Source organism: Paenibacillus wuxiensis (assembly GCF_040195695.1).
In the GTDB taxonomy this organism is placed as follows: domain Bacteria; phylum Bacillota; class Bacilli; order Paenibacillales; family Paenibacillaceae; genus Paenibacillus_B; species Paenibacillus_B suaedae.
The window spans coordinates 547,961-566,147 of the sequence record NZ_JBEFZI010000002.1; the positions used below are offsets into that span (position 1 = coordinate 547,961).

The following is an 18,187-nucleotide window of genomic DNA, read 5'->3' on the forward strand; positions in this document are numbered from 1 at the left end:
AAAAGCAGGTGTTTACCATGTCTGAGGTAGTAATCGATCCGAAAATATGTCCCTTGTGCGGCAATGAGAACCACTGCGCATACCAGGCAGGCCGCCCCCATCAGGAATGCTGGTGTATGACTCTATCGGTGCCGCAAGTGCTGTTAGAGAAAATCCCATCAGAATTTCGTAGGAAAGCTTGTGTCTGCGAGCAATGTGTCCGTGCATTTCTCCAATCAACGCAAATGAATGAATGAGTGACATCAACCTTACGAGTAAAATTTGAACGAATATGCATACTACTCATGTCTGGAACACAGTGGAACGCACGATGTTGCCTTCCCATCATTGACAGGGTCTGGAGGTAGTATGCTATGGATTTCTCATTCATTGGGGAAGCAGTCATTGTTCTCAGCTTTGGCTATTGTCTGCTTCGCGTTCTCGGTAAAAAAACGGTCGGAGAAATGACAGGCGTTGAGATCATTACGCTGCTCGCAATGGCCTCCATGATTGGACATGCTGTCAAAGGGGACGGTCTATTGCGAACATTGATAACCTTATGCATCTTTGTCAGTCTTCTCCTCACTATTCAATTCCTTGCTATTAAGTTCAATTGGGTCGAGAAGTGGTTCGTGGGGAGATCAACGGTAGTAATTGAGGATGGGGTTATTGTAGAGAAGAGTCTCAAAAAGCTGCGGCTAACCGTCGATCAGCTAGAAGCAAAATTAAGAACAAAGGGAATTACTTCGTTGTCGGAAGTGAAAACGGCGACAATCGAGATGAGCGGTCATATCGGTTACGAGTTAGCACGACATGCTAAGCCTGTGACGATCGGAGAATTAGAAAGGATCATGAAAGCATGGAACAAGACTGTTCCGAAGCAGCCCCAGAAAGAAGAGAATTTATTCGATGAAGTTAAGCAGGATGGACACCGGAAAAAGATTGCTCCCCATTTGGAATGAAGCCCAACTGGATTTACGCTATATGCAACCTACTATGTAAGGTACTCTCATACGACTGATGAAGATAATAAAAGGCCGACCCATAGGGTCGACCTTTTTACAAGCTGTTTAATCGCTGATTGAGGTTGTATTGGCTTCAGTCTGTTCTAGTTTTGCTGCAGCTTTGTTTCTTCTTCTCTTGCGAATAATCAAAAAGATAACCAAGATTGGAACAGCAATGAGGAAGATATACAGCGAGACGTGCTTAACCATTCCTTCTGCAGATCTCCCATACAAATAAAACAGCAGACCTACTGCATAGAACTTAACTGCTCTTCCGATTGCTGCATATCCGATAAGTCTCCATAGCGGGAAATTCATGCAGCCGGATAGAATCGTAAATACTTTGAACGGAATTGGAGTAAAAGAGCCAATAAGAATCGTAGTTTCTCCATTTTTCTTAAACATTTGATTGGCGCCGTCAATCCATGATTTTTTAAGGATTTTCTCCAAGACGGAGTGGCCTAACAGCTTACCGATCATGTAGCCTACTGGAGTACCGAGCAGACATGCAATATATCCTGCTGTTGCTAGCCATAAGGCATTTGATGGATCCAGTAAGCTTAATGGCACCTGCAAGAAGAAGGCTGGTACAGGAAAAATAACTGCATCTGCGAAAGAGTGGATGACTAGCCCCCATATCCCATAGTCCATTAGAAAATCAATGATGTTTTGAAACATAATCTACTCCTATCCGGAAAAATTCTTTCTATAAATTGATTGGTAAATCTCATTTTACCTTATTTCGTGTTGCGAATGATTACACTTTGGTAATGTTGACATTTGCTGTTTGGAAGCCAACTGTTATAGAAATGTACTCATTCCGCTCTCAGGTATAGACGTTTTTTTGTTGCCGCATCCCTTCACACGAAATGGTGGAATATGCTACCAATACAATATTCGTTTCATCGGCCAATGCGCTAGGTAATATCCCCTACTGTTGTTAGTACGGGGCTAAAGTCCTAATCGTTTCAAGTAAAATTAAGCATACTGATTTTTCATGCAACTTGACAATGTTATTTTTATTCCAACCAACAGTTGAATCTCGCCTTCCTCTCATTCCAAAGGTTTGCAATGACAATTATCCTACTACGTTTATATGTCTTTTTCTATTTTAACATGTCACTCAAGAATTTTGGCAGAAAATGACGAAGACCGCTCCATGGGCGTAAGCGGTCTTTCAATTGTGTTTATAGATTATAATCGCTTGAAAAATGTCATTAATGCCGATTCCAAAGGGGCAAAACAAAGTGTGATTTTCATTACGCATTGTTATTGTTTCTGATATTGTTCGAAATAGTGAACCAAATTTTCCTGAGCTGTGTTTATATCACAGAAGCTGGCACAAAGGGATCCCAATCGATAGCGTCCGGTCTTCACAAAAAAATAAAACTTGCATAAATGAGAGGAGTAATATTCACATGAAATACGTAAAGAAGGCAGCCGTTGTCGCAACGGGTATCGCGTTGTTGTTTGGCACCGCAAATATGACGGAGGCATTTGCAAACCAAACAAACTCCGCACAGGAGTTGGAATCGAAAACGCCGGCGGTTGGTAAGGAAGCTGTTGAAGCGGCAAAAGCTGAACTCTCCCAGAAAGTAAATGGGGAGATTGGAAAGAATACAGGGGATACGTACCTCTTGTACGTAAGTGACCCAAGTCTCAATGGCGGATCTGCATTCTTGTATTATCTGGATATGTTCAAATTCACAAATTATGATGATTATTTAAACCAGGCAGGCAAACTGCAGGGTCCTGTGCTTCAAAAGCCAGAAGGTCTGCCTGAAGGTTATAAATTTGAGAATGGAAACATCCAACCCCCGATTGCAAAGCATCATAAGGAGTTTCAACGAGAAGTGAAAGCGGAAGCGGAAGCTCAAGGAAAAGGCGTCTATTACAAAAAATTCGACTGGAACGAAATGGGCGAAATCAATCTTACATTCGTAAACGGAAAAGACAATTTAGAAATGCAAGTAGCGCACAGTCTTGGCAGAAAAACGGCAAACAACGGATACCGGTACATTAAATCAACTGAAGTCGATGCCGAACAAGGCAAGAAGATCCCTGGCTTGGTTCGAAACAAGCTGATATGGTCAGATCAGGATCATATTTATAGCATCACAACCAATCCGGGCAACCCGCTCACCAAAGAAGATTTGATAAAGTTTGCTGAAACGGCTGTAAAGAAATAAGAAGGATTGTCCTAGCCTGGTGACGTAAGCAGGTATACAAGCAGGTATACAAGCAGGCGACCCAAGGAATAAATGCAGACAAACTTAACTCGGGTTCAGAAGAACGCCGGCCAGAACACATCATGGATCTGGCTGGCTTTTTTCGCATCCAATTGAAATGCATTGACTGCGTATATGTTATATGACACTACCCTAGGGCAGTTATATCTATATCGATAAATAGGTTCCTGTACAAGACGCTTCAGAGCTAACGATTTGCTCCGGTGTACCTGCCGCTATAACCTGACCTCCAGAGTTGCCTCCCCTTGGCCCCATATCAATGACCCAATCTGATGCCGCAATCAGATCGATATTATGTTCGACCAAGATTACGGTATTTCCGGCATCTACAAGCTTATCCAATAATACATACAGCTTGTGTACATCGAGCGGATGCAAGCCTGAAGACGGTTCGTCCAACAGATACAGGGTGTGACCGTTAGCAGGTGCACTCAGTTCCCTAGCAAGCTTTAAGCGCTGCCCTTCCCCACCGGAAAGCGTTGTTACAGATTGTCCCCATTGGAGATAGCCAATACCAACATCACACAACAGCTTAAGCAGATTCGCCATTTTTGGGTGGCCCTTAAATAGTGATAAACTCTCTTCAATACTAAGCTCTAAGATGTCAGCTATGGTGTAGTCTTCATACGTAACGGCCAGAACTTCCGGAATAAACCGCTTGCCATGACAAGCTGGACATTGCACACGCAGATGCGGGAGGAAGTGCATATCGACTTCAACGATTCCGAGTCCTTCGCACTGCTCACATCTTCCGCCCGGTGAATTGAAGGAAAAATATTTCTCGTTCAAGCCACGTGCCTTCGCTGCTGGAAGTGAGGCGAACACCTTGCGAAGCAAGGTATACAGATCTGTATAAGTTGCCACACTCGAGCGCTGCATTCGCGATATGGGAGATTGATCTACAGTAATGATGCTGTTAACTTTATTCAGCCCTTTGACTTCTCGGCATCCTTCAACTCGGCCTCCAGTGCCGCTGGCATTTGCCAACAGATCGAATACGAGTGTCGACTTGCCAGAACCTGAGGCTCCAGATACCGAGATCAGACTGCCTAATGGGAATGACACGGATACCTGCTTCAAGTTATGAAGGGTTGCCTCATGAATGGAGATAACATCCCCATTGCCTTGTCGGCATTTGGATTGAAGACGTGATTGCGCTCTAACATAATGTCCAGTCACGGATGAAGTCTGTTCCATAAGTTGATTAAGCGTACCTTGCCCAACAATCTCTCCTCCGAACCGACCTGACCCTGGACCGATATCGATAATGTGATCCGCCTGCTGCATCACACGTGTATCATGCTCGATCATGAGTACAGTATTACCCATATCGCGCAATTCCTTCATCACCTCGATCAGACCATCTGTATCCTTTGGATGAAGGCCGGTTGTCGGCTCATCAAGGACATACAGTACACCAGTTAACCCAGATCCAAGGATCGATGCTAGCCGTAGTCGCTGCGCTTCCCCGCCTGATAATGTGATCATCTGTCTGTCGAGCGATAAGTAGCCAAGTCCTACAAGAATGACGCGCTTTATTTTACCAAGGAGTTCTTCGAGTACGGCAATAAGGATCATATCGCCTTCCATACGAGACTTCGCATGAACATGAACGGCAAGCAACCAATCATTCAGCTCTTCTAACGAGCATCTCGCCAGGCTAGGCAGGGTACGGCCTTCGACGGTAACTGTTCTGCTCTCGGGCTTCAGACGATCTCCCCTGCAATCGGGACATGATTGAGTCGTAAAATAAGCCGCCTCGCTTGACTGCCCATCCCGCTCCTTGTACTTTTGCCACATTGCAGTTAGTACACCTTTAAATCGGCCTTTGCTAACTGTTTTGGGCGGTTCAATTTGCGGGAATTGACATGCAAATGCTTCGCTCTCCACCCCATGCTTCAATAATTCCCATTGTACAGGGCTGAAACTGCGCAGCGGCCCACTCATATCCAAGCCATAATGCTTCCCTGCCGCCTCAATAATGTTGGCTTGATAATCAGTTAGGGATTCGTACCAGAAGGTTACGGCGCCTTCACGAATCGTTTTCTCCTTGTTGAATACAGCCTCAACTTGAATATCGACTACGGTTCCTAAACCACTGCACGTGGAACACGCACCGCTTGGTGTATTGAAAGAGAAATCCGCCTTCGTCAGTGGTGTATGTGGCTGTGAGCATGCTGGGCACTTTATTGACTCACCCGCAACGTCTACGGGAGAAGGAGTTATGCTCTCTCCACAGAACTTGCATGTCCTAACTCCCTTTTTCTCATAAACTGTCCGCAAATACGTGTACATATCCGTAATCGTCCCAACAGTTGATCGAGGATTGCGGTTCGTCACATGCTGTCCAATCGAGATAGACGGTGCAAGTCCAGTAATCGAATCGACATTAGGCTTGGCAATGGATTCGGCTGATATCCCACTAGACTCCACATACTGACGCTGACATTCCCGCTGCAGTATGTCCATAGCAAGTGTTGATTTACCCGAGCCGGAAGGACCCGTAACCACGATAAGCTGATGCTTTGGAATGTCTAATGTCACATTTTTTAAATTATTTTCTCTAGCGCCTTGAATACGGATAACGTCTTTCATGCAGCACCCTCCATCGTTCTAAAGTGACGGTGAAATACGAGTTACATGATCCACTTTACAACATTCATGCAAGTGCTAGAGTTTTATAAAAAAATGTGTTGATAGACACAGACTTATCGTGCAAAACTTTAGCACGGTGCTTTAAGGTTTTACTGGAAGATTTGATTTTATGGGAAACGATCTGATACATTGAGGTCATTACTAGCTGAGGAGGAAAAACATGCAGTATTACAAACCTGTGGATATCGCAAGGGTACTTCATATCAGTACGAGTGCTCTTCGGCATTATGAATCATGGGGAGTGGTTCCTGCACCGGATCGGGATGCGAATGGATACAGGTTGTACACCGACGTACATCTTGCTTATTTTCGATGTCTTCGTGCGATGTTCCCTGGCTTTGGGGTGGGGCTAACTTGTACAGTTCTCAAACATATGCAGAAAGAAGAGGTGGACGAAGCCTTCTGGCTTGTCAATGAGGAACAGGCTAACTTGCATCAGGAGAAGGTTGTGGCAGATCAATTATTAACGGTATTGGAGCAAATTGACCTCCCGACTATTGGGAATAAGACCTTCAAGAGCCCAATGACCATCGGCGAAGCTGCTGAATATACAGGGGTTGCCGCGTCCGCCATCCGGCATTGGGAGAAGGAAGGGTTAATCATCCCGGAACGTAATCCCGAGAACGGGTATCGGATGTTCAACGCGCTGCATATCCGCAAAATATTGCTGCTTCGCACCTTGCGCAGTACGTTATATTTTCTCAAAAGCATGAAAGAAATTGTAGATGCTCTTGACCATCACAGCATCGAGCAGGCCAAAAAAGTGACGGAAAATGCTATCCGCAGCCTCCATGATCGAAATCGCCAGCAATTCCGAGGAGTACATGAACTTGTTAAACTGTGCAAGGTGCTGCAGCTGATGTAAGTAATCGCAAAGTGACTGCAACTAAGTTGTCGCTTCTTCTGCATTCGTGTATACGTTACTGTACCTTTTTCACCATATGTTCATAATCTTCCCCTGCAATTGTTATGATCTTGCCATCTGCTGTATACCCTTGTGCTTCATACAATTGCTTCGCTCGCGTGTTCGCAACGTTCACTAACAGCGAGGCGATGCTGAACCCGAATTGAGCTGCTTCTAATTCGAACGCCTTCATGAGCTTCGTTCCGATCCCTAATCCACGCTGAGAAGAATCTACAGCCAATGAATCCAAGTAGTACTCTTCCCCTTCTGTTTCTTTGATAAGTTGAACAGGATTGCCTTGAAGAGTAGATAAACGTTCCTCCAATGGGCGATCCAATTCGACCAGCTTGTACCCCGCATAAGCCAATGCATAGCCGACAGGTACATCTTCTTGCAACCAGACCATACTGTTCTTCCAGCTCAAGCGATTGTCGGACTGCTTATAGAATTGCTCGAGTATGCGCATCGTCTCATCTCTGTTCGTAGTTCCAGATAGTTCATAGGCGATGGTGCCGATCGCCTCCATCATCAATGGGATAATGTACTTGCTGTCTTCTGGTGTAGCTTTGCGAATCATGAATGATACCTCCTGAAGAGTAATGACAGCTGATCATCGTCTAGTATTGCCCTCCTGAGGGATGAGAGTCATCCGTAATAGCCGTCATCTATTATTGTACACATGTCCAATGATGAATGGTCAATGATAAATAAGTTGTAACTATTTACTTAATTGGTCAGGAACAAATATCACCACTGTCAACCTGTTTGCGTAAATATTTCTTTCCTCGAAACAGTCTGGATTTCACCGTATTGATTTCAAGGGATAAGACATTCGATATTTCTGCAAGCGAATATTCCGATAAGTAACGCAGCCGGAACACATCTCGATATGCATCGGGCATTTCATTCACGATGTTAATTACGTTGTGTTGAACTTCTTGTTCAAGAATTTGCTGTTCAGGTCCTTGAGTCTGATCCTGCAGGCTTTCGATTAATGATTGTTCTTGATTGTCGTAGGCAATGTTCTCCGTAAAATGTACGGCAGGTTTACGAGTACGCTGCCGTATGAGATCAATGCATAGATTTTTTACAATAAGCTTCATCCAGCTGCATATTTTGCAAGAAAAGTTGTACCGATGCAAATTTCGGAAAATACGAATATACGCCTCTTGTACAACATCCTCTGCATCTTGTTGATTGCGGACATAACGATAAGCGTGCTGAACTAGCAAGCTACGATATTCGATATATAATTTCGTATATACGCGTTCATCTCCGGCGAGTACGAGTTGTTGAATCTGATCTATGCTGGTGTTCATTGTTCCTCCAAATATCCTTACCCCAACGCGCAAACGCAATATGTGTATACTTGCTTGGGTACGTTATCATGCTCTATCGAACATACAATAACATAAACTTATGAAGATAATATGAAGTTCAGATGAAAAATAAATGATATTCCCCAAATCATTGTTACAAATTGTTGCTTTTCATGCTTGTTAATGAAAACCTGTACGCCTGCACGAAAAAAAGCCGCATTACACTCCAATCCGTTGAAGTGTAACGCAGCTTCATTCATTTGCATATCATTTCATTATTCGATGTAGTCCTTCAAGCGTTTGCTGCGGCTCGGATGTCTTAACTTACGCAAAGCCTTCGCCTCGATTTGGCGAATCCGCTCACGCGTAACACCAAATACTTGGCCTACTTCTTCCAATGTCCGAGTACGACCATCATCGAGTCCGAAGCGCAAGCGAAGTACATTCTCTTCACGTTCAGTGAGTGTATCAAGGACGTCACCTAGCTGTGTCTTCAAGGACTCATAAGCTGCTGATTCTACTGGAGATTGGGCGTCCTGATCCTCGATGAAGTCGCCAAGCTTGGTATCGTGCTCTTCCCCGATTGGTGTTTCCAGTGAGATTGGATCTTGAGAGATCTTCATAATCTCGCGAACCTTCTCTACACTCAATTCCATTTCCTTAGCAATCTCTTCTACCTCAGGCTCTCTGCCAAGCTCCTGCACCAGCTGTCTGGAGACACGAACAAGCTTATTGATCGTTTCAATCATATGAACAGGAATACGGATCGTTCTTGCCTGGTCAGCGATTGCGCGTGTAATTGCTTGTCGAATCCACCATGTGGCATAAGTACTGAATTTAAAGCCTTTTGTATAATCAAATTTATCTACAGCTTTAATCAGACCCATGTTGCCCTCTTGAATAAGATCTAAGAGTGACATGCCTCGCCCGGCATACCGTCTTGCAATGCTCACGACCAAGCGAAGGTTAGCTTCTGTAAGCATTTTCTTCGCTTCTTCATCGCCTTCTGCAATACGTTTAGCCAAATCTACTTCTTCTTCGGTGCTTAGAAGACCAACCCGGCCAATTCCCTTTAGATACATCCGCACAGAGTCATCTATCTTGACTCCTGGAGGTAGTAAATTAATATCTGCATCTGAATGAGTTTGCTCATTGTGTTCTTCGTTAGTCAAACTGTCGCCCCCCTAAAAGTATGCGTACGGATTCGAGCCGTTTTTTTCCGGTATGTGAGTGAATTACTCATAATTGACAAAGAAAAAAGTCTATGATATGATTTATTTTAATTGCATGTAAAAATTAAGAGCACACACTATAGTAACATATACCTAGTAATTTTTCAATACTAATATTTGTATGTTGATCATACAATGAACCCCCCGGCATTCATGCCGGGGGGTTTTATGTTTCTCGTCTGTAAATTATGCTGCAAAGTGCTAATGATGGAGCTTTACGTTAATACGTGTCCGCCATCTACATGGATAACGGTACCGGTCACGAATGAATTCGTGAGTAGATACATTACGCTCTGCGCAGCATCTTCTGGAGTTCCTACACGCTGTACGGGAAGACGGCTTGCGATCGATTCATACAATTGCTGGCGTGCTTCTTCCGTCATCTTGCTTCGAGAAGGTGTATCCATGATTCCTGGTGATACAACGTTTACCCGAATTGGCGCAAGTTCCAACGCTAACGTCTTCCCCATATTGGATACAGCAGCATTGGCCGCGCCGAGAATAGATGAACCGATCATCGATTTATAGGCAACAACGCCGGAGAATAACACGATTGAGCCATTAGGAGACAGCTTTGGAGCGCCGTATTTGACTGCATAATATTGTCCCCAGAATTTATTCTCGAACAATTGTCTTGCCTGACTCGTATCCGTCTTCAGGAACGGGCCGCCAGACGTCTCTGCCGCACTTACGACAAGATGGTCAAATGATCCAATATTCTGAAAGAATTGCTCTACCTCATGTTCAATCGTGAGGTCAAGCTGTTGAACCGATGCTTTCATTCCAAGCTGTTCCTTGGCATGCTGCAGCTTGTTCTCGGAACGGCTTGCTATGACTACTTCAGCTCCATGAGCAATCGCTTGCTTAGCAGATTCAAGTCCGATGCCGGAGCTGCCACCGATAAATACAACCTTATTATTCTGCAACATATTCATCTGTGAATACCTCCATTAAGTGCTGCTCAAGTTTGGCAATATAGTGATCAATGTTCGGGTTCTTAATTACATCGTAGCAAGAAAAGCTTGGTAAAGGCTTCATACCGAGAAACTTGTGTATGCGATGAAGGTGACTTAGCACATTGTCCAAGCCTTCCCCTTCAAAAAATTGATCCTTTCTCTCAAATGCAGAAGATGGAGCGTTCCAAGTCGTGGAGAGCATGTATTTCTTGTCTGTCAGCAATCCACCAGCACCATATTGATCGGAACCAGTGAAGAATGTACCGTATGCATACACCTCATCCATATAGGTTTTGAGCAGACCTGGTACACTGAACCAATAGATTGGTGTCTGATAAATGACAACATCGGCCCAGTAAAATTTCTTCTGTTCTTCCTCGATGTTATAACCATTTTGGATAACTGTTGTATTGACATTGTGGTGTGGACGTAACACACGAACCATGTTTTCCATTAAGGTGTTGTTCAGTTTCCCTTCAGAAGAACGGTATTGTTGATGACCGTTAATAATCAGAATATTTTTCATCGGATTCAGCTCCTTGAGTGTGAAGTATTGGCTGCAAGAACAGTATAATACTCAATAATTCCTTTAAGGAAGTACTGATATTTTATTCACCTTATTTCCGTTAGGGAAGTATTGTGTTATGATGGGGACGTAACATCTAAAAATTGTTGAGGAGGATCGATCATGCTTCATCCATCTGAACCTGTAACATTGACAAAAGGAACCCCTGGTCAAACCTGCCCTATCGCGAAAACGCTTGATATAATTGGTACGAAATGGACGTTTTTGATTATTCGTGACTTGTTGATCGAGGGAACAATGCGGTTTAGCGATTTATTGAAAGCAATGGATGGAATAAGTCCGAAGACACTCTCGCTTCGATTGAAGGAACTGGAGCAGCACGACATTGTGATGAGAAAAGTATACCCTGAGGTTCCTCCCCGCGTAGAGTATTCGCTAACAGAGAGAGGCAAACTACTGGAAGGGACATTCATTGAGCTGAAGAGATTCGGATTACAGTTATGAATGTAAATGAAGCCGGAGCAAGCACTGACTGCCTGACTCCGGCTATTGATGCGGAACTTCATTCGCGTCTGTTCACTTCAACGTGAGCTTCTTCTTCCATTTCCGTTCTTCACCAGCATCGTTGCGGAATACGAAGGTGACCTCACCATTCTCCCCCTTTAACTGTCGTCATAGATAAATCCTGAAAATTGTCCATTTCCGCTAATATAGAAGCCATCCTCCCCATTTCCACCGTGTTCGATAGCTTGCTTTGTCGTATTGATAATGTCTGTCTTCTCTGATTTCCAACTCATCTCGGCTAGTGCATATCCTTTGGGGAGCTGCTCCACTTGAAAATAAAAATGATGCTCGGATTGGCCTGGATACGTCGTCTGGTCGACGACAACCAGTATTGGAGTTTCCTGCTTAACCTTCTCCTTCGCTGCAGGCGTTGGTTGAGCATTCTTGCCTGAATCAGCTGTACCTGTTGTTCCGCATGCGGTCAGCAGCATGAACAATACAAGACTAATAAGAAGCCATTGCGATTTATTCGAGTTCATTGTTGTCACCTACTTCACCTATTAATCGAGCTACTGTGAAATAAAACGATACGCCATCTTTCGTGTTCTATACCCCATACGTGCTTCCGTGCAGTTCAAGAATATGCCTGCAGATCGCCAGCCCTAAGCCTGTTCCGCCAGATTTGCGATCCCTTGAGCACTCACCTCCGTAAAATTGCTCCCATACCCGTTGAAGCTGTTCTTTATCCATAATCAATGCATTCATCTTATCTACTTCGGACAGAATGTGAGCTACATAAGGATCTCGCTTGTCGTATGCAACATTGTCCTGCAACTCTTCGGCGAACCCCTTGACAATTCCGAGCGGGGTCTTTAGTTCATGGGAAATGTTCGCGATCAGTTCTTTGCGGAGCCGTTCCAAAATCATTTGTGTTTATCATGTGTACACGGTATGAAAAGGCTCAACCTGTGTAACGTGCTTCAGCTTCCTTATGAATCCAATCATTTGAAACGCAATCGAGATACGTGCCTAGACATCATTATTCCGAGAGACATACATTGTCTTGACAATAGAATTATGACAATCGGAGCAGGCAAAATAATAATGAACTTCCATCCACGTATTTACTTATGTAGAACGACCATTGTTTTTGTCTATTGACGTTATGACGCGTTTCTGAGTTGTGTTCGCATAGGAGGTTATCGATACATGATGTCCAGTGAGGAACTTCTTTGTCGAAAGTTCGCAATGATCATTGGTGGCCAACCAGGATTTGCAGGTGGTAAATGCGTAGCTACGATATCTCGTCAGCAGATTCGGGCATTTATTTTAGGAAAGAAATTCGGCGTAACCTCTTCTTTTTCATTTGAATCCCTAACTAAGAGAACACGCAGAGCTTTATGTCTAGGCAGAGTAGCATTATTACAAAAAGAAACGAACCGCTTCCTATCCGCTATTCGCGAGCAAGGTATCCTCGTATCGTCTGTACACAGTGAATGGCTGTTTGAACGTCCACGCTTAGTCTATGTCAATATTGAGGCTGTTGAGAAACCATTGATCTTCGCAAGAAAGATCAGAAAAGCGTTGAATCTCAGCAGCAAGCAGACTAGACTTGCACCAGCTAAGTAATGCAATTCCTTGTGGTAGGACGAGAGCCCAGTCCGCATGCTCATGGACTGGGCTCTCATAGGAGTACCTAACCTCGTGTATCTAAATTCTCGTGTATGGATGTCCAATTGTTCAGTATGTCCCGAAACACCTTCTGGACGATAAGCAGCTCATCTTCATTATAGGGATCTAGGATACCCAGAAATCGTTGTTCCAGTTCATGATGCACATCCTCATGCAGTACATTCAATTTCCTTCCCTTGGGATTTAAGCGGAAATATACCTCTTTCTTGTTATCGCTTAGTTGGGTTCTTCGTATGATGTCCATAGATAAGAGCTTGGAGCATATTCGAGATACTGTCGCTTTAGATGTTCGTAATCGTTCCGCGAGCGCCGTCACATTAATAGGTTCATGCTCCCCAATACTGGATATAACGTGAAGTTCTGTGATATTCAGCTGCAGTTCCTCGTCGAATTCATCTCCTAACTTTCTCATTTCATGAGCGATATGCTTCTGAATCAAATCCTCGTGCTGTTCCTGTTGATGAATAAGCTCAACAAATATGTTGTATATTGCGTGCTTGCCATAAGCTGAAGTTACCTGATCCATGCCCTTCCTCCAACTCGATCTAATGATTCTATTATACTCGATCAATCATCTGTAGAATAGCGAGGTGCATGCAATAGATCTGACTGGCAAGCTACGCTAGTTTTATCGTTCCATGATTGGCATTCATCCTTTGTTGCAGCTTGGCAGCTCAAGGACATCATGTTCAATAAAAAAAGAGAGGGTATCCCCCTCTCTCAGACTCGACAAAGTCCTGTCAAAAGTCTGACGCGACCCCTTAAGGGATCGCGTCTCAATCAATTAACTCTATAAATACTTTATCTCATTCACCATCTAGACAAGACGGAGCATCGCCTTCATATCTTCCTGCGCATCCCCGATAAGCTTCAGGCCGAACAGATCGGTCAGTACGTTCATCACGCCTTCCGAGATAAATTCCGGCGGCTTCGGCCCGATGCGAATATCACGGATGCCCAGACTGAACAAGCCAAGCAAAATCGCAACCGCCTTCTGCTCGAACCATGAGAGCACGATCGACACCGGCAGTTCATTGACACTACAGCCGAAGGCGTCTGCAAGCGCAGCTGCGATCTTGACCGTGGAGCCGGAATTATTGCACTGCCCAAGATCGATATAACGCGGAATGCCTGTATCCGCCACCGTACCGTAATCGACATCATTAAACCGGAATTTTCCGCACGAGGTCGTCAAAATAACAGTATCGTTCGGTAGTGATGTCGCGAGCTCCCGGTAATACTCGCCGCCCTTGCCTGGCGCATCGCAGCCCGCGATGACGAAGAAGCGCTTGATTTTGCCATCCTTAACGGCCTGAATAATTTCCGGCGCCAGCCCGAGCACCGTCTCGTGGTGATACCCCGTTATCAATGTCTGCTCGCTCTCCACATCCGCCGCGGGCAGCACTAGCGCACGCTCAATCAGCGGCGAGAAATCGTCGTTCACGATCTTGGTCACACCTTCGAGTCCGGCCACGTCATAGGAGAAGAACCGATCGGCGTAGGTCCCCTTAATAGGCATTACACAGTTCGTCGTCGCCAGGATGGCGCCAGGATATTGCTCAAACAGACGGCGCTGGTCGTACCAGGCTTTGCCGATATTGCCTTTCAAGTGCGGATATTTCTTCAATGCCGGGTAACCATGCGCCGGAAGCATCTCGGAATGAGTGTAAATGTTGATGCCCTTGCCCTCTGTCTGCTTCAACAATTCCTCCAGCGCATACAAGTTATGCCCTGTCACGACGATAGACTTGCCCTCTATCTTGTTCTGCGGGACGGTAACCGGAACCGGAACGCCGAAATGCTCCGTATGGGCCCGATCCAGCACATCCATAATGCGGATCGCCGCGCCCCCTACCTTCATCGCCATGTCCAGATGCTCCTGTAAGTTGAAATTCGAGTTAGTCAACGTCATATAAAGCGCTTCATGCGTAATCGCGTCAACCTCTTCATCGACATAACCCAACTGCCGCGCATGCGTCGCATACGCCGCGATGCCTTTCAACGCAAACACAATCGTATCTTGTAGACTAGCAATCGTCTCGTCCTTGCCGCACACTCCGACAACCATGCAGCCGCCCGTCGGCGTCTGCTCGCATTGATGACAGAACATTGCGCTTCCCCCTGTCAAAATGATTTTCTATTTTCAACATACTACATAGGGAAGCACCCCCGAGTGCGTACGATCACATCAAATATTTCAAAATCATGAATATCGCGTCAATTTCACAATCTCGCCTCATGTCACAAAAAACAGCGCGTCCATAACGGATCACGCTGCCCATATGCGATAAGTGGGTATCCCTCTCTTTTATTGCTCTCGCTATTACAAATGTGATCCTCCGCTCGCGTCAATCAATTGTCCGGTTACCCAACGACTATCTTCTGAAGCTAGAAATGCGGCTATATCAGCTACATCTTCCGGTTCTCCCCATCTGTTGAAGGCCGACAGTCCAGCCGCATACCTCTGTCCTTCGGACTGGCTTAACGTGCCGGCGTTCATCTCTGTGTTAATGATCCCTGGCAGAATGGCGTTCACCGTAATTTGGCGTTTCCCAAGTTGCTTAGCGAGAGCGGATGTTAGTGTGTTGATCGCCCCCTTCGTCATGCTGTACGTAAAGACGACTGGCGACGCCGCTCGGGTGACAAAGGAAGAAATATTAATGATGCGTCCGCCATCATTTAATCGCGGCAGCGCTTGTTGAATGACGAAAAAAGGCCCTTTGACATTGATGCTCATTACTTCATCGAACGATTCTTCCGTTGCCTCTTCCAGGCTCAATATTTGGCCGATTCCAGCGTTATTCACCAGAATATCGAAGCGATTATTCCCTGTATGCTTCTGCAGAGTGTCGTCTAGAGACCTATATAAATCATGAATCCCGCTCAATTGACTGATATCTGCGCCTATCTTAAAAGCCAAGCCACCCTGTTGTTGAATATGCCGTACCACTTCCTCAGCAAGTTCTTCTCTTCTCCCGAAATGCACCGCAACGAAGGCTCCTTCGCGCGCAAGGCGCAGTGCAATGGCACGTCCGATTCCTCGACTAGCGCCGGTTACTACGGCGACTTTACCTTGTAAGCTGTTCATAGTTCATCTCCTTATGTATAGGGTCAACTATGTTATAGCACAAGGCATATTTTGAAATGTTGCTCTTACATCTATTCTGACCTAATGTCCGCTCATTCTTTATTTTCTTTGTACAAGACAGCTTTGACTGCGAAGCGCGGCAAAATCAATTGTCTCTTCCATCTCGACGGCTGATTAAGCAGCCGATGCAGCCATTCCAGATTCAGCTTCTGCCACACAGCAGGGGCTCTCTTGACCTTCCCTGCAACGATATCCAGACTTCCCCCAACGCCAATTGCTACGCGGGAATGGAGCTGATGCTTGTATTTATGTATCCACCGTTCAGCGTAAGGTGCTCCGAGTGCCACGATTAATACATCCGGCTTCACGGCAGCAATATCGTTGACTATCTTGGCTTCGTCCTCTGAATGGAAGAATCCATGATGCCTTCCTACAATATGCACATGAGGATAAGACTCCTGAATAACCTCAGCGGCTCTCTTACTCACAGCTTCTTCTGCACCAAGCAAGTAGAAAGACCACTTTCGCTGATTCCCTTCGCTTAAGAGATTGAATAATAAGTCACAGCCCGTCACCCGTTCAGGAAGCGGATTGCCCTTCAAGCGAGATACCATGACAATGCCGATACCGTCAGCTGTGAGCAGCCCAGCATCGTCAATGATTGTTCGCAGGTTCTTATCCTGTTGGCAGGCCATCGTAATCTCAGGATTTAGCGTCACTACATGGAACAATTGTTGATTCTCCATGCCCTCAGTATGAATGACATCGCTAATGATGTGCACAGTCTCTGTCATCGTTATTTTAGGGACAGGTATTCCCATAATTCGAGTTTCATTCGACACAAAGATGCCTCCTTGTCCAAGTATATCCATATAGTAGCACAACTTCTGTACGGAATGCCGCAACATATGGAATATGATGGTATGATCCAGTCTTTTTGCATGGCGTCAACTTTTTTCAATTGCCCCTATTTATCTGACTTCGTGAAAAAAGGTTTCTATAGACCCACTCGATTTTCATCTGCTATGGTTGACTATGTTGGCAAGAATAAGTTGATGATAATGGTAAGGGTGATGATCTTGAACGGACAAAAGGTTGCATTTTTATCAGTTCTTAGCAATACAACTGGTGTGATATTAAAGCTGGTCGTAGGAATTCTGACGGGATCGATTGCCGTTATTTCAGAGGCGATCCATTCTTCCTTGGACTTGGCAGCGTCTGTAATTGCGTTTTTCTCCGTACGCATATCGAATCGTTCAGCGGATCGCAATCATCCCTATGGACATGGTAAGGTTGAAAATATTTCCGGTACGATCGAAACACTGCTCATCTTCGTTGCAGGCATTTGGATTATATATGAGTGTGTTCATAAGTTATTGCGGCCAGCAGAAATTGAGATGCCGTATCTTGGAATCGCGGTTATGTTTATTGGTGCCGGGATTAATTTGGTCGTTGCGAGGAAGGTTGGCAAGACCGCAGATGAGCTGCATTCTGTGGCGATGAAATCGAACGCACTGCATTTGCTTACTGACGTGTATACGTCACTTGGCGTAGGTGTAAGCTTGCTGCTCGTAACGCTGACAGGGTGGACAATTTTAGATCCGATTATTGGGATCTTTCTTGCGGTGTACATTATGAAGGAAGCATTCACGCTTATGAAGGAATCATTTCCTCCCCTGATCGATGCTAGGTTGTCCGAAGAGGAAGAGCAGCAGCTTCAGCAGCTGATACTCTTGCACAAAGATAAGTATATTGAGTTTCACGATTTTCGTACGAGACGCTCCGGCCCTGTTGAATACGTGGACTTTCATCTCGTGGTACCTTCTGGAATGGATATTGCAACCGCGCATCATCTGTGTGATGAAATCGAGCATACGATTCAAGGCAGTTTCGAGCGGGCAGAAGTACTGATTCATATTGAGCCTGAGCATGAGCGGAGAGATAGACTTGCTCAGCAATAAATAGATAGACAGGGCAGATCCCTTTCCCGGGATTGCCCTGTTTTTGTTTCATGCTTCTTGGCGTATATCCATAAAATAAGTTATAGACTGACCTGAAAAATAGGAACAGACGTGTCCC

The 18,187-nt window shown here is 45.1% G+C and carries 19 protein-coding genes and 1 pseudogene; 7 read left to right on the forward strand and 13 right to left on the reverse strand.

Features of this window, described 5'->3' with window-relative positions:
- The first annotated feature begins 17 nt into the window (after nucleotides 1-17).
- Together ABN764_RS05715 and ABN764_RS05720 are read left to right on the forward strand one after the other, a co-directional pair.
- Complete coding sequence (locus tag ABN764_RS05715) at nucleotides 18-236, forward strand: cysteine-rich CWC family protein (RefSeq protein WP_072729590.1); 219 nt, start codon at nucleotides 18-20, stop codon at nucleotides 234-236.
- 117 nt (nucleotides 237-353) lie between these two features.
- Nucleotides 354-941 carry a DUF421 domain-containing protein gene (locus ABN764_RS05720; protein WP_268625561.1) on the forward strand — a complete coding sequence of 196 codons (588 nt, stop codon included), beginning with the start codon at nucleotides 354-356 and terminating at the stop codon, nucleotides 939-941.
- A 108-nt stretch (nucleotides 942-1,049) separates the two neighbouring features.
- Here ABN764_RS05720 and ABN764_RS05725 read toward each other — a convergent pair whose 3' ends face one another.
- Nucleotides 1,050-1,661 carry a YqaA family protein gene (locus ABN764_RS05725; RefSeq protein ID WP_065290902.1) on the reverse strand — a complete coding sequence of 204 codons (612 nt, stop codon included), beginning with the start codon at nucleotides 1,659-1,661 and terminating at the stop codon, nucleotides 1,050-1,052.
- Between the two features lie 740 nt (nucleotides 1,662-2,401).
- Here ABN764_RS05725 and ABN764_RS05730 point away from each other — a divergent pair.
- Nucleotides 2,402-3,172, forward strand: a complete 771-nt coding sequence (locus ABN764_RS05730; RefSeq protein ID WP_021252386.1) for a hypothetical protein — start codon at nucleotides 2,402-2,404, stop codon at nucleotides 3,170-3,172.
- Nucleotides 3,173-3,379: 207 nt separating this feature from the next.
- On the opposite strand, the gene uvrA is transcribed toward ABN764_RS05730, so the two are convergent.
- Nucleotides 3,380-5,827: an excinuclease ABC subunit UvrA gene (gene uvrA / locus ABN764_RS05735; RefSeq protein WP_446671236.1), complete on the reverse strand. Its 2,448-nt coding sequence runs from the start codon at nucleotides 5,825-5,827 to the stop codon at nucleotides 3,380-3,382.
- A gap of 220 nt (nucleotides 5,828-6,047) precedes the next feature.
- Between uvrA and ABN764_RS05740 the strand changes: the two genes are divergently transcribed.
- Complete coding sequence (locus tag ABN764_RS05740) at nucleotides 6,048-6,752, forward strand: MerR family DNA-binding transcriptional regulator (protein ID WP_072729594.1); 705 nt, start codon at nucleotides 6,048-6,050, stop codon at nucleotides 6,750-6,752.
- 55 nt (nucleotides 6,753-6,807) lie between these two features.
- Here ABN764_RS05740 and ABN764_RS05745 read toward each other — a convergent pair whose 3' ends face one another.
- The 5 genes from ABN764_RS05745 to ABN764_RS05765 form a co-directional block, all read right to left on the reverse strand.
- Nucleotides 6,808-7,368: a GNAT family N-acetyltransferase gene (locus ABN764_RS05745; protein WP_072729595.1), complete on the reverse strand. Its 561-nt coding sequence runs from the start codon at nucleotides 7,366-7,368 to the stop codon at nucleotides 6,808-6,810.
- Between the two features lie 157 nt (nucleotides 7,369-7,525).
- Nucleotides 7,526-8,110 (reverse strand): RNA polymerase sigma factor, encoded by a 585-nt coding sequence (locus tag ABN764_RS05750; RefSeq protein ID WP_315745913.1) that lies wholly within the window; start codon nucleotides 8,108-8,110, stop codon nucleotides 7,526-7,528.
- A 275-nt stretch (nucleotides 8,111-8,385) separates the two neighbouring features.
- Nucleotides 8,386-9,282 carry an RNA polymerase sigma factor RpoD gene (rpoD, locus tag ABN764_RS05755; protein WP_021262698.1) on the reverse strand — a complete coding sequence of 299 codons (897 nt, stop codon included), beginning with the start codon at nucleotides 9,280-9,282 and terminating at the stop codon, nucleotides 8,386-8,388.
- Nucleotides 9,283-9,557: 275 nt separating this feature from the next.
- Nucleotides 9,558-10,271 (reverse strand): SDR family oxidoreductase, encoded by a 714-nt coding sequence (locus ABN764_RS05760; RefSeq protein ID WP_174810148.1) that lies wholly within the window; start codon nucleotides 10,269-10,271, stop codon nucleotides 9,558-9,560.
- On the reverse strand, nucleotides 10,258-10,824 hold the full coding sequence (locus ABN764_RS05765; protein ID WP_174810145.1) for an NAD(P)H-dependent oxidoreductase: 567 nt from the start codon (nucleotides 10,822-10,824) through the stop codon (nucleotides 10,258-10,260). The genes ABN764_RS05760 and ABN764_RS05765 overlap by 14 nt, the downstream gene beginning before the upstream one ends.
- Nucleotides 10,825-10,986: 162 nt before the next feature.
- Here ABN764_RS05765 and ABN764_RS05770 point away from each other — a divergent pair, with 162 nt between their 5' ends.
- The gene (locus ABN764_RS05770) at nucleotides 10,987-11,328 is read left to right on the forward strand and encodes a winged helix-turn-helix transcriptional regulator (RefSeq protein ID WP_021252394.1); all 342 of its coding nucleotides are present in this window, start codon (nucleotides 10,987-10,989) and stop codon (nucleotides 11,326-11,328) included.
- Nucleotides 11,329-11,486: 158 nt separating this feature from the next.
- On the opposite strand, the gene ABN764_RS05775 is transcribed toward ABN764_RS05770, so the two are convergent.
- Complete coding sequence (locus ABN764_RS05775; protein ID WP_446671348.1) at nucleotides 11,487-11,876, reverse strand: hypothetical protein; 390 nt, start codon at nucleotides 11,874-11,876, stop codon at nucleotides 11,487-11,489.
- Nucleotides 11,854-12,246, reverse strand: a pseudogene (locus tag ABN764_RS05780) (histidine kinase dimerization/phospho-acceptor domain-containing protein); the annotation flags it as partial. The pseudogene ABN764_RS05780 and the gene ABN764_RS05775, both read right to left, overlap by 23 nt.
- 291 nt (nucleotides 12,247-12,537) lie before the next feature.
- Here ABN764_RS05780 and ABN764_RS05785 point away from each other — a divergent pair.
- A complete protein-coding gene (locus tag ABN764_RS05785; protein WP_174810147.1) occupies nucleotides 12,538-12,957 on the forward strand; it encodes a DUF1259 domain-containing protein in 420 nt (139 codons plus the stop codon).
- Between the two features lie 67 nt (nucleotides 12,958-13,024).
- Here the strand turns inward: ABN764_RS05785 and ABN764_RS05790 are convergent, their stop codons facing one another.
- The 4 genes from ABN764_RS05790 to ABN764_RS05805 all read right to left on the reverse strand — a co-directional run bounded on the left by ABN764_RS05790 (nucleotide 13,025) and on the right by ABN764_RS05805 (nucleotide 16,950).
- Entirely contained in the window at nucleotides 13,025-13,546 is a 522-nt protein-coding gene (locus tag ABN764_RS05790; protein WP_142541994.1) for a MarR family transcriptional regulator, read from the reverse strand.
- Between the two features lie 291 nt (nucleotides 13,547-13,837).
- On the reverse strand, nucleotides 13,838-15,130 hold the full coding sequence (hcp, locus tag ABN764_RS05795) for a hydroxylamine reductase (protein ID WP_446671237.1): 1,293 nt from the start codon (nucleotides 15,128-15,130) through the stop codon (nucleotides 13,838-13,840).
- Between the two features lie 213 nt (nucleotides 15,131-15,343).
- Nucleotides 15,344-16,108, reverse strand: coding sequence for an SDR family oxidoreductase (locus tag ABN764_RS05800; protein ID WP_021252399.1), 765 nt, complete (start codon nucleotides 16,106-16,108; stop codon nucleotides 15,344-15,346).
- Between the two features lie 92 nt (nucleotides 16,109-16,200).
- On the reverse strand, nucleotides 16,201-16,950 hold the full coding sequence (locus tag ABN764_RS05805) for a WecB/TagA/CpsF family glycosyltransferase (protein ID WP_446671238.1): 750 nt from the start codon (nucleotides 16,948-16,950) through the stop codon (nucleotides 16,201-16,203).
- Nucleotides 16,951-17,187: 237 nt separating this feature from the next.
- On the opposite strand from ABN764_RS05805, the gene ABN764_RS05810 reads away from it, so the two are divergent.
- Nucleotides 17,188-18,069 carry a cation diffusion facilitator family transporter gene (locus ABN764_RS05810; protein ID WP_512699553.1) on the forward strand — a complete coding sequence of 294 codons (882 nt, stop codon included), beginning with the start codon at nucleotides 17,188-17,190 and terminating at the stop codon, nucleotides 18,067-18,069.
- The last annotated feature ends 118 nt before the right edge of the window (nucleotides 18,070-18,187 follow it).

Coding starts and splice junctions, on each gene's coding strand:
- ABN764_RS05715 (WP_072729590.1), top strand. CDS start 18: ATGTCTGAGGTAGTAATCGATCCGAAAATATGTCCCTTGTGCGGCAAT.
- ABN764_RS05720 (WP_268625561.1), top strand. CDS start 354: ATGGATTTCTCATTCATTGGGGAAGCAGTCATTGTTCTCAGCTTTGGC.
- ABN764_RS05725 (WP_065290902.1), bottom strand. CDS start 1,661: ATGTTTCAAAACATCATTGATTTTCTAATGGACTATGGGATATGGGGG.
- ABN764_RS05730 (WP_021252386.1), top strand. CDS start 2,402: ATGAAATACGTAAAGAAGGCAGCCGTTGTCGCAACGGGTATCGCGTTG.
- uvrA (WP_446671236.1), bottom strand. CDS start 5,827: ATGAAAGACGTTATCCGTATTCAAGGCGCTAGAGAAAATAATTTAAAA.
- ABN764_RS05740 (WP_072729594.1), top strand. CDS start 6,048: ATGCAGTATTACAAACCTGTGGATATCGCAAGGGTACTTCATATCAGT.
- ABN764_RS05745 (WP_072729595.1), bottom strand. CDS start 7,368: ATGATTCGCAAAGCTACACCAGAAGACAGCAAGTACATTATCCCATTG.
- ABN764_RS05750 (WP_315745913.1), bottom strand. CDS start 8,110: ATGAACACCAGCATAGATCAGATTCAACAACTCGTACTCGCCGGAGAT.
- ABN764_RS05760 (WP_174810148.1), bottom strand. CDS start 10,271: ATGTTGCAGAATAATAAGGTTGTATTTATCGGTGGCAGCTCCGGCATC.
- ABN764_RS05765 (WP_174810145.1), bottom strand. CDS start 10,824: ATGAAAAATATTCTGATTATTAACGGTCATCAACAATACCGTTCTTCT.
- ABN764_RS05770 (WP_021252394.1), top strand. CDS start 10,987: ATGCTTCATCCATCTGAACCTGTAACATTGACAAAAGGAACCCCTGGT.
- ABN764_RS05785 (WP_174810147.1), top strand. CDS start 12,538: ATGATGTCCAGTGAGGAACTTCTTTGTCGAAAGTTCGCAATGATCATT.
- ABN764_RS05790 (WP_142541994.1), bottom strand. CDS start 13,546: ATGGATCAGGTAACTTCAGCTTATGGCAAGCACGCAATATACAACATA.
- hcp (WP_446671237.1), bottom strand. CDS start 15,130: ATGTTCTGTCATCAATGCGAGCAGACGCCGACGGGCGGCTGCATGGTT.
- ABN764_RS05800 (WP_021252399.1), bottom strand. CDS start 16,108: ATGAACAGCTTACAAGGTAAAGTCGCCGTAGTAACCGGCGCTAGTCGA.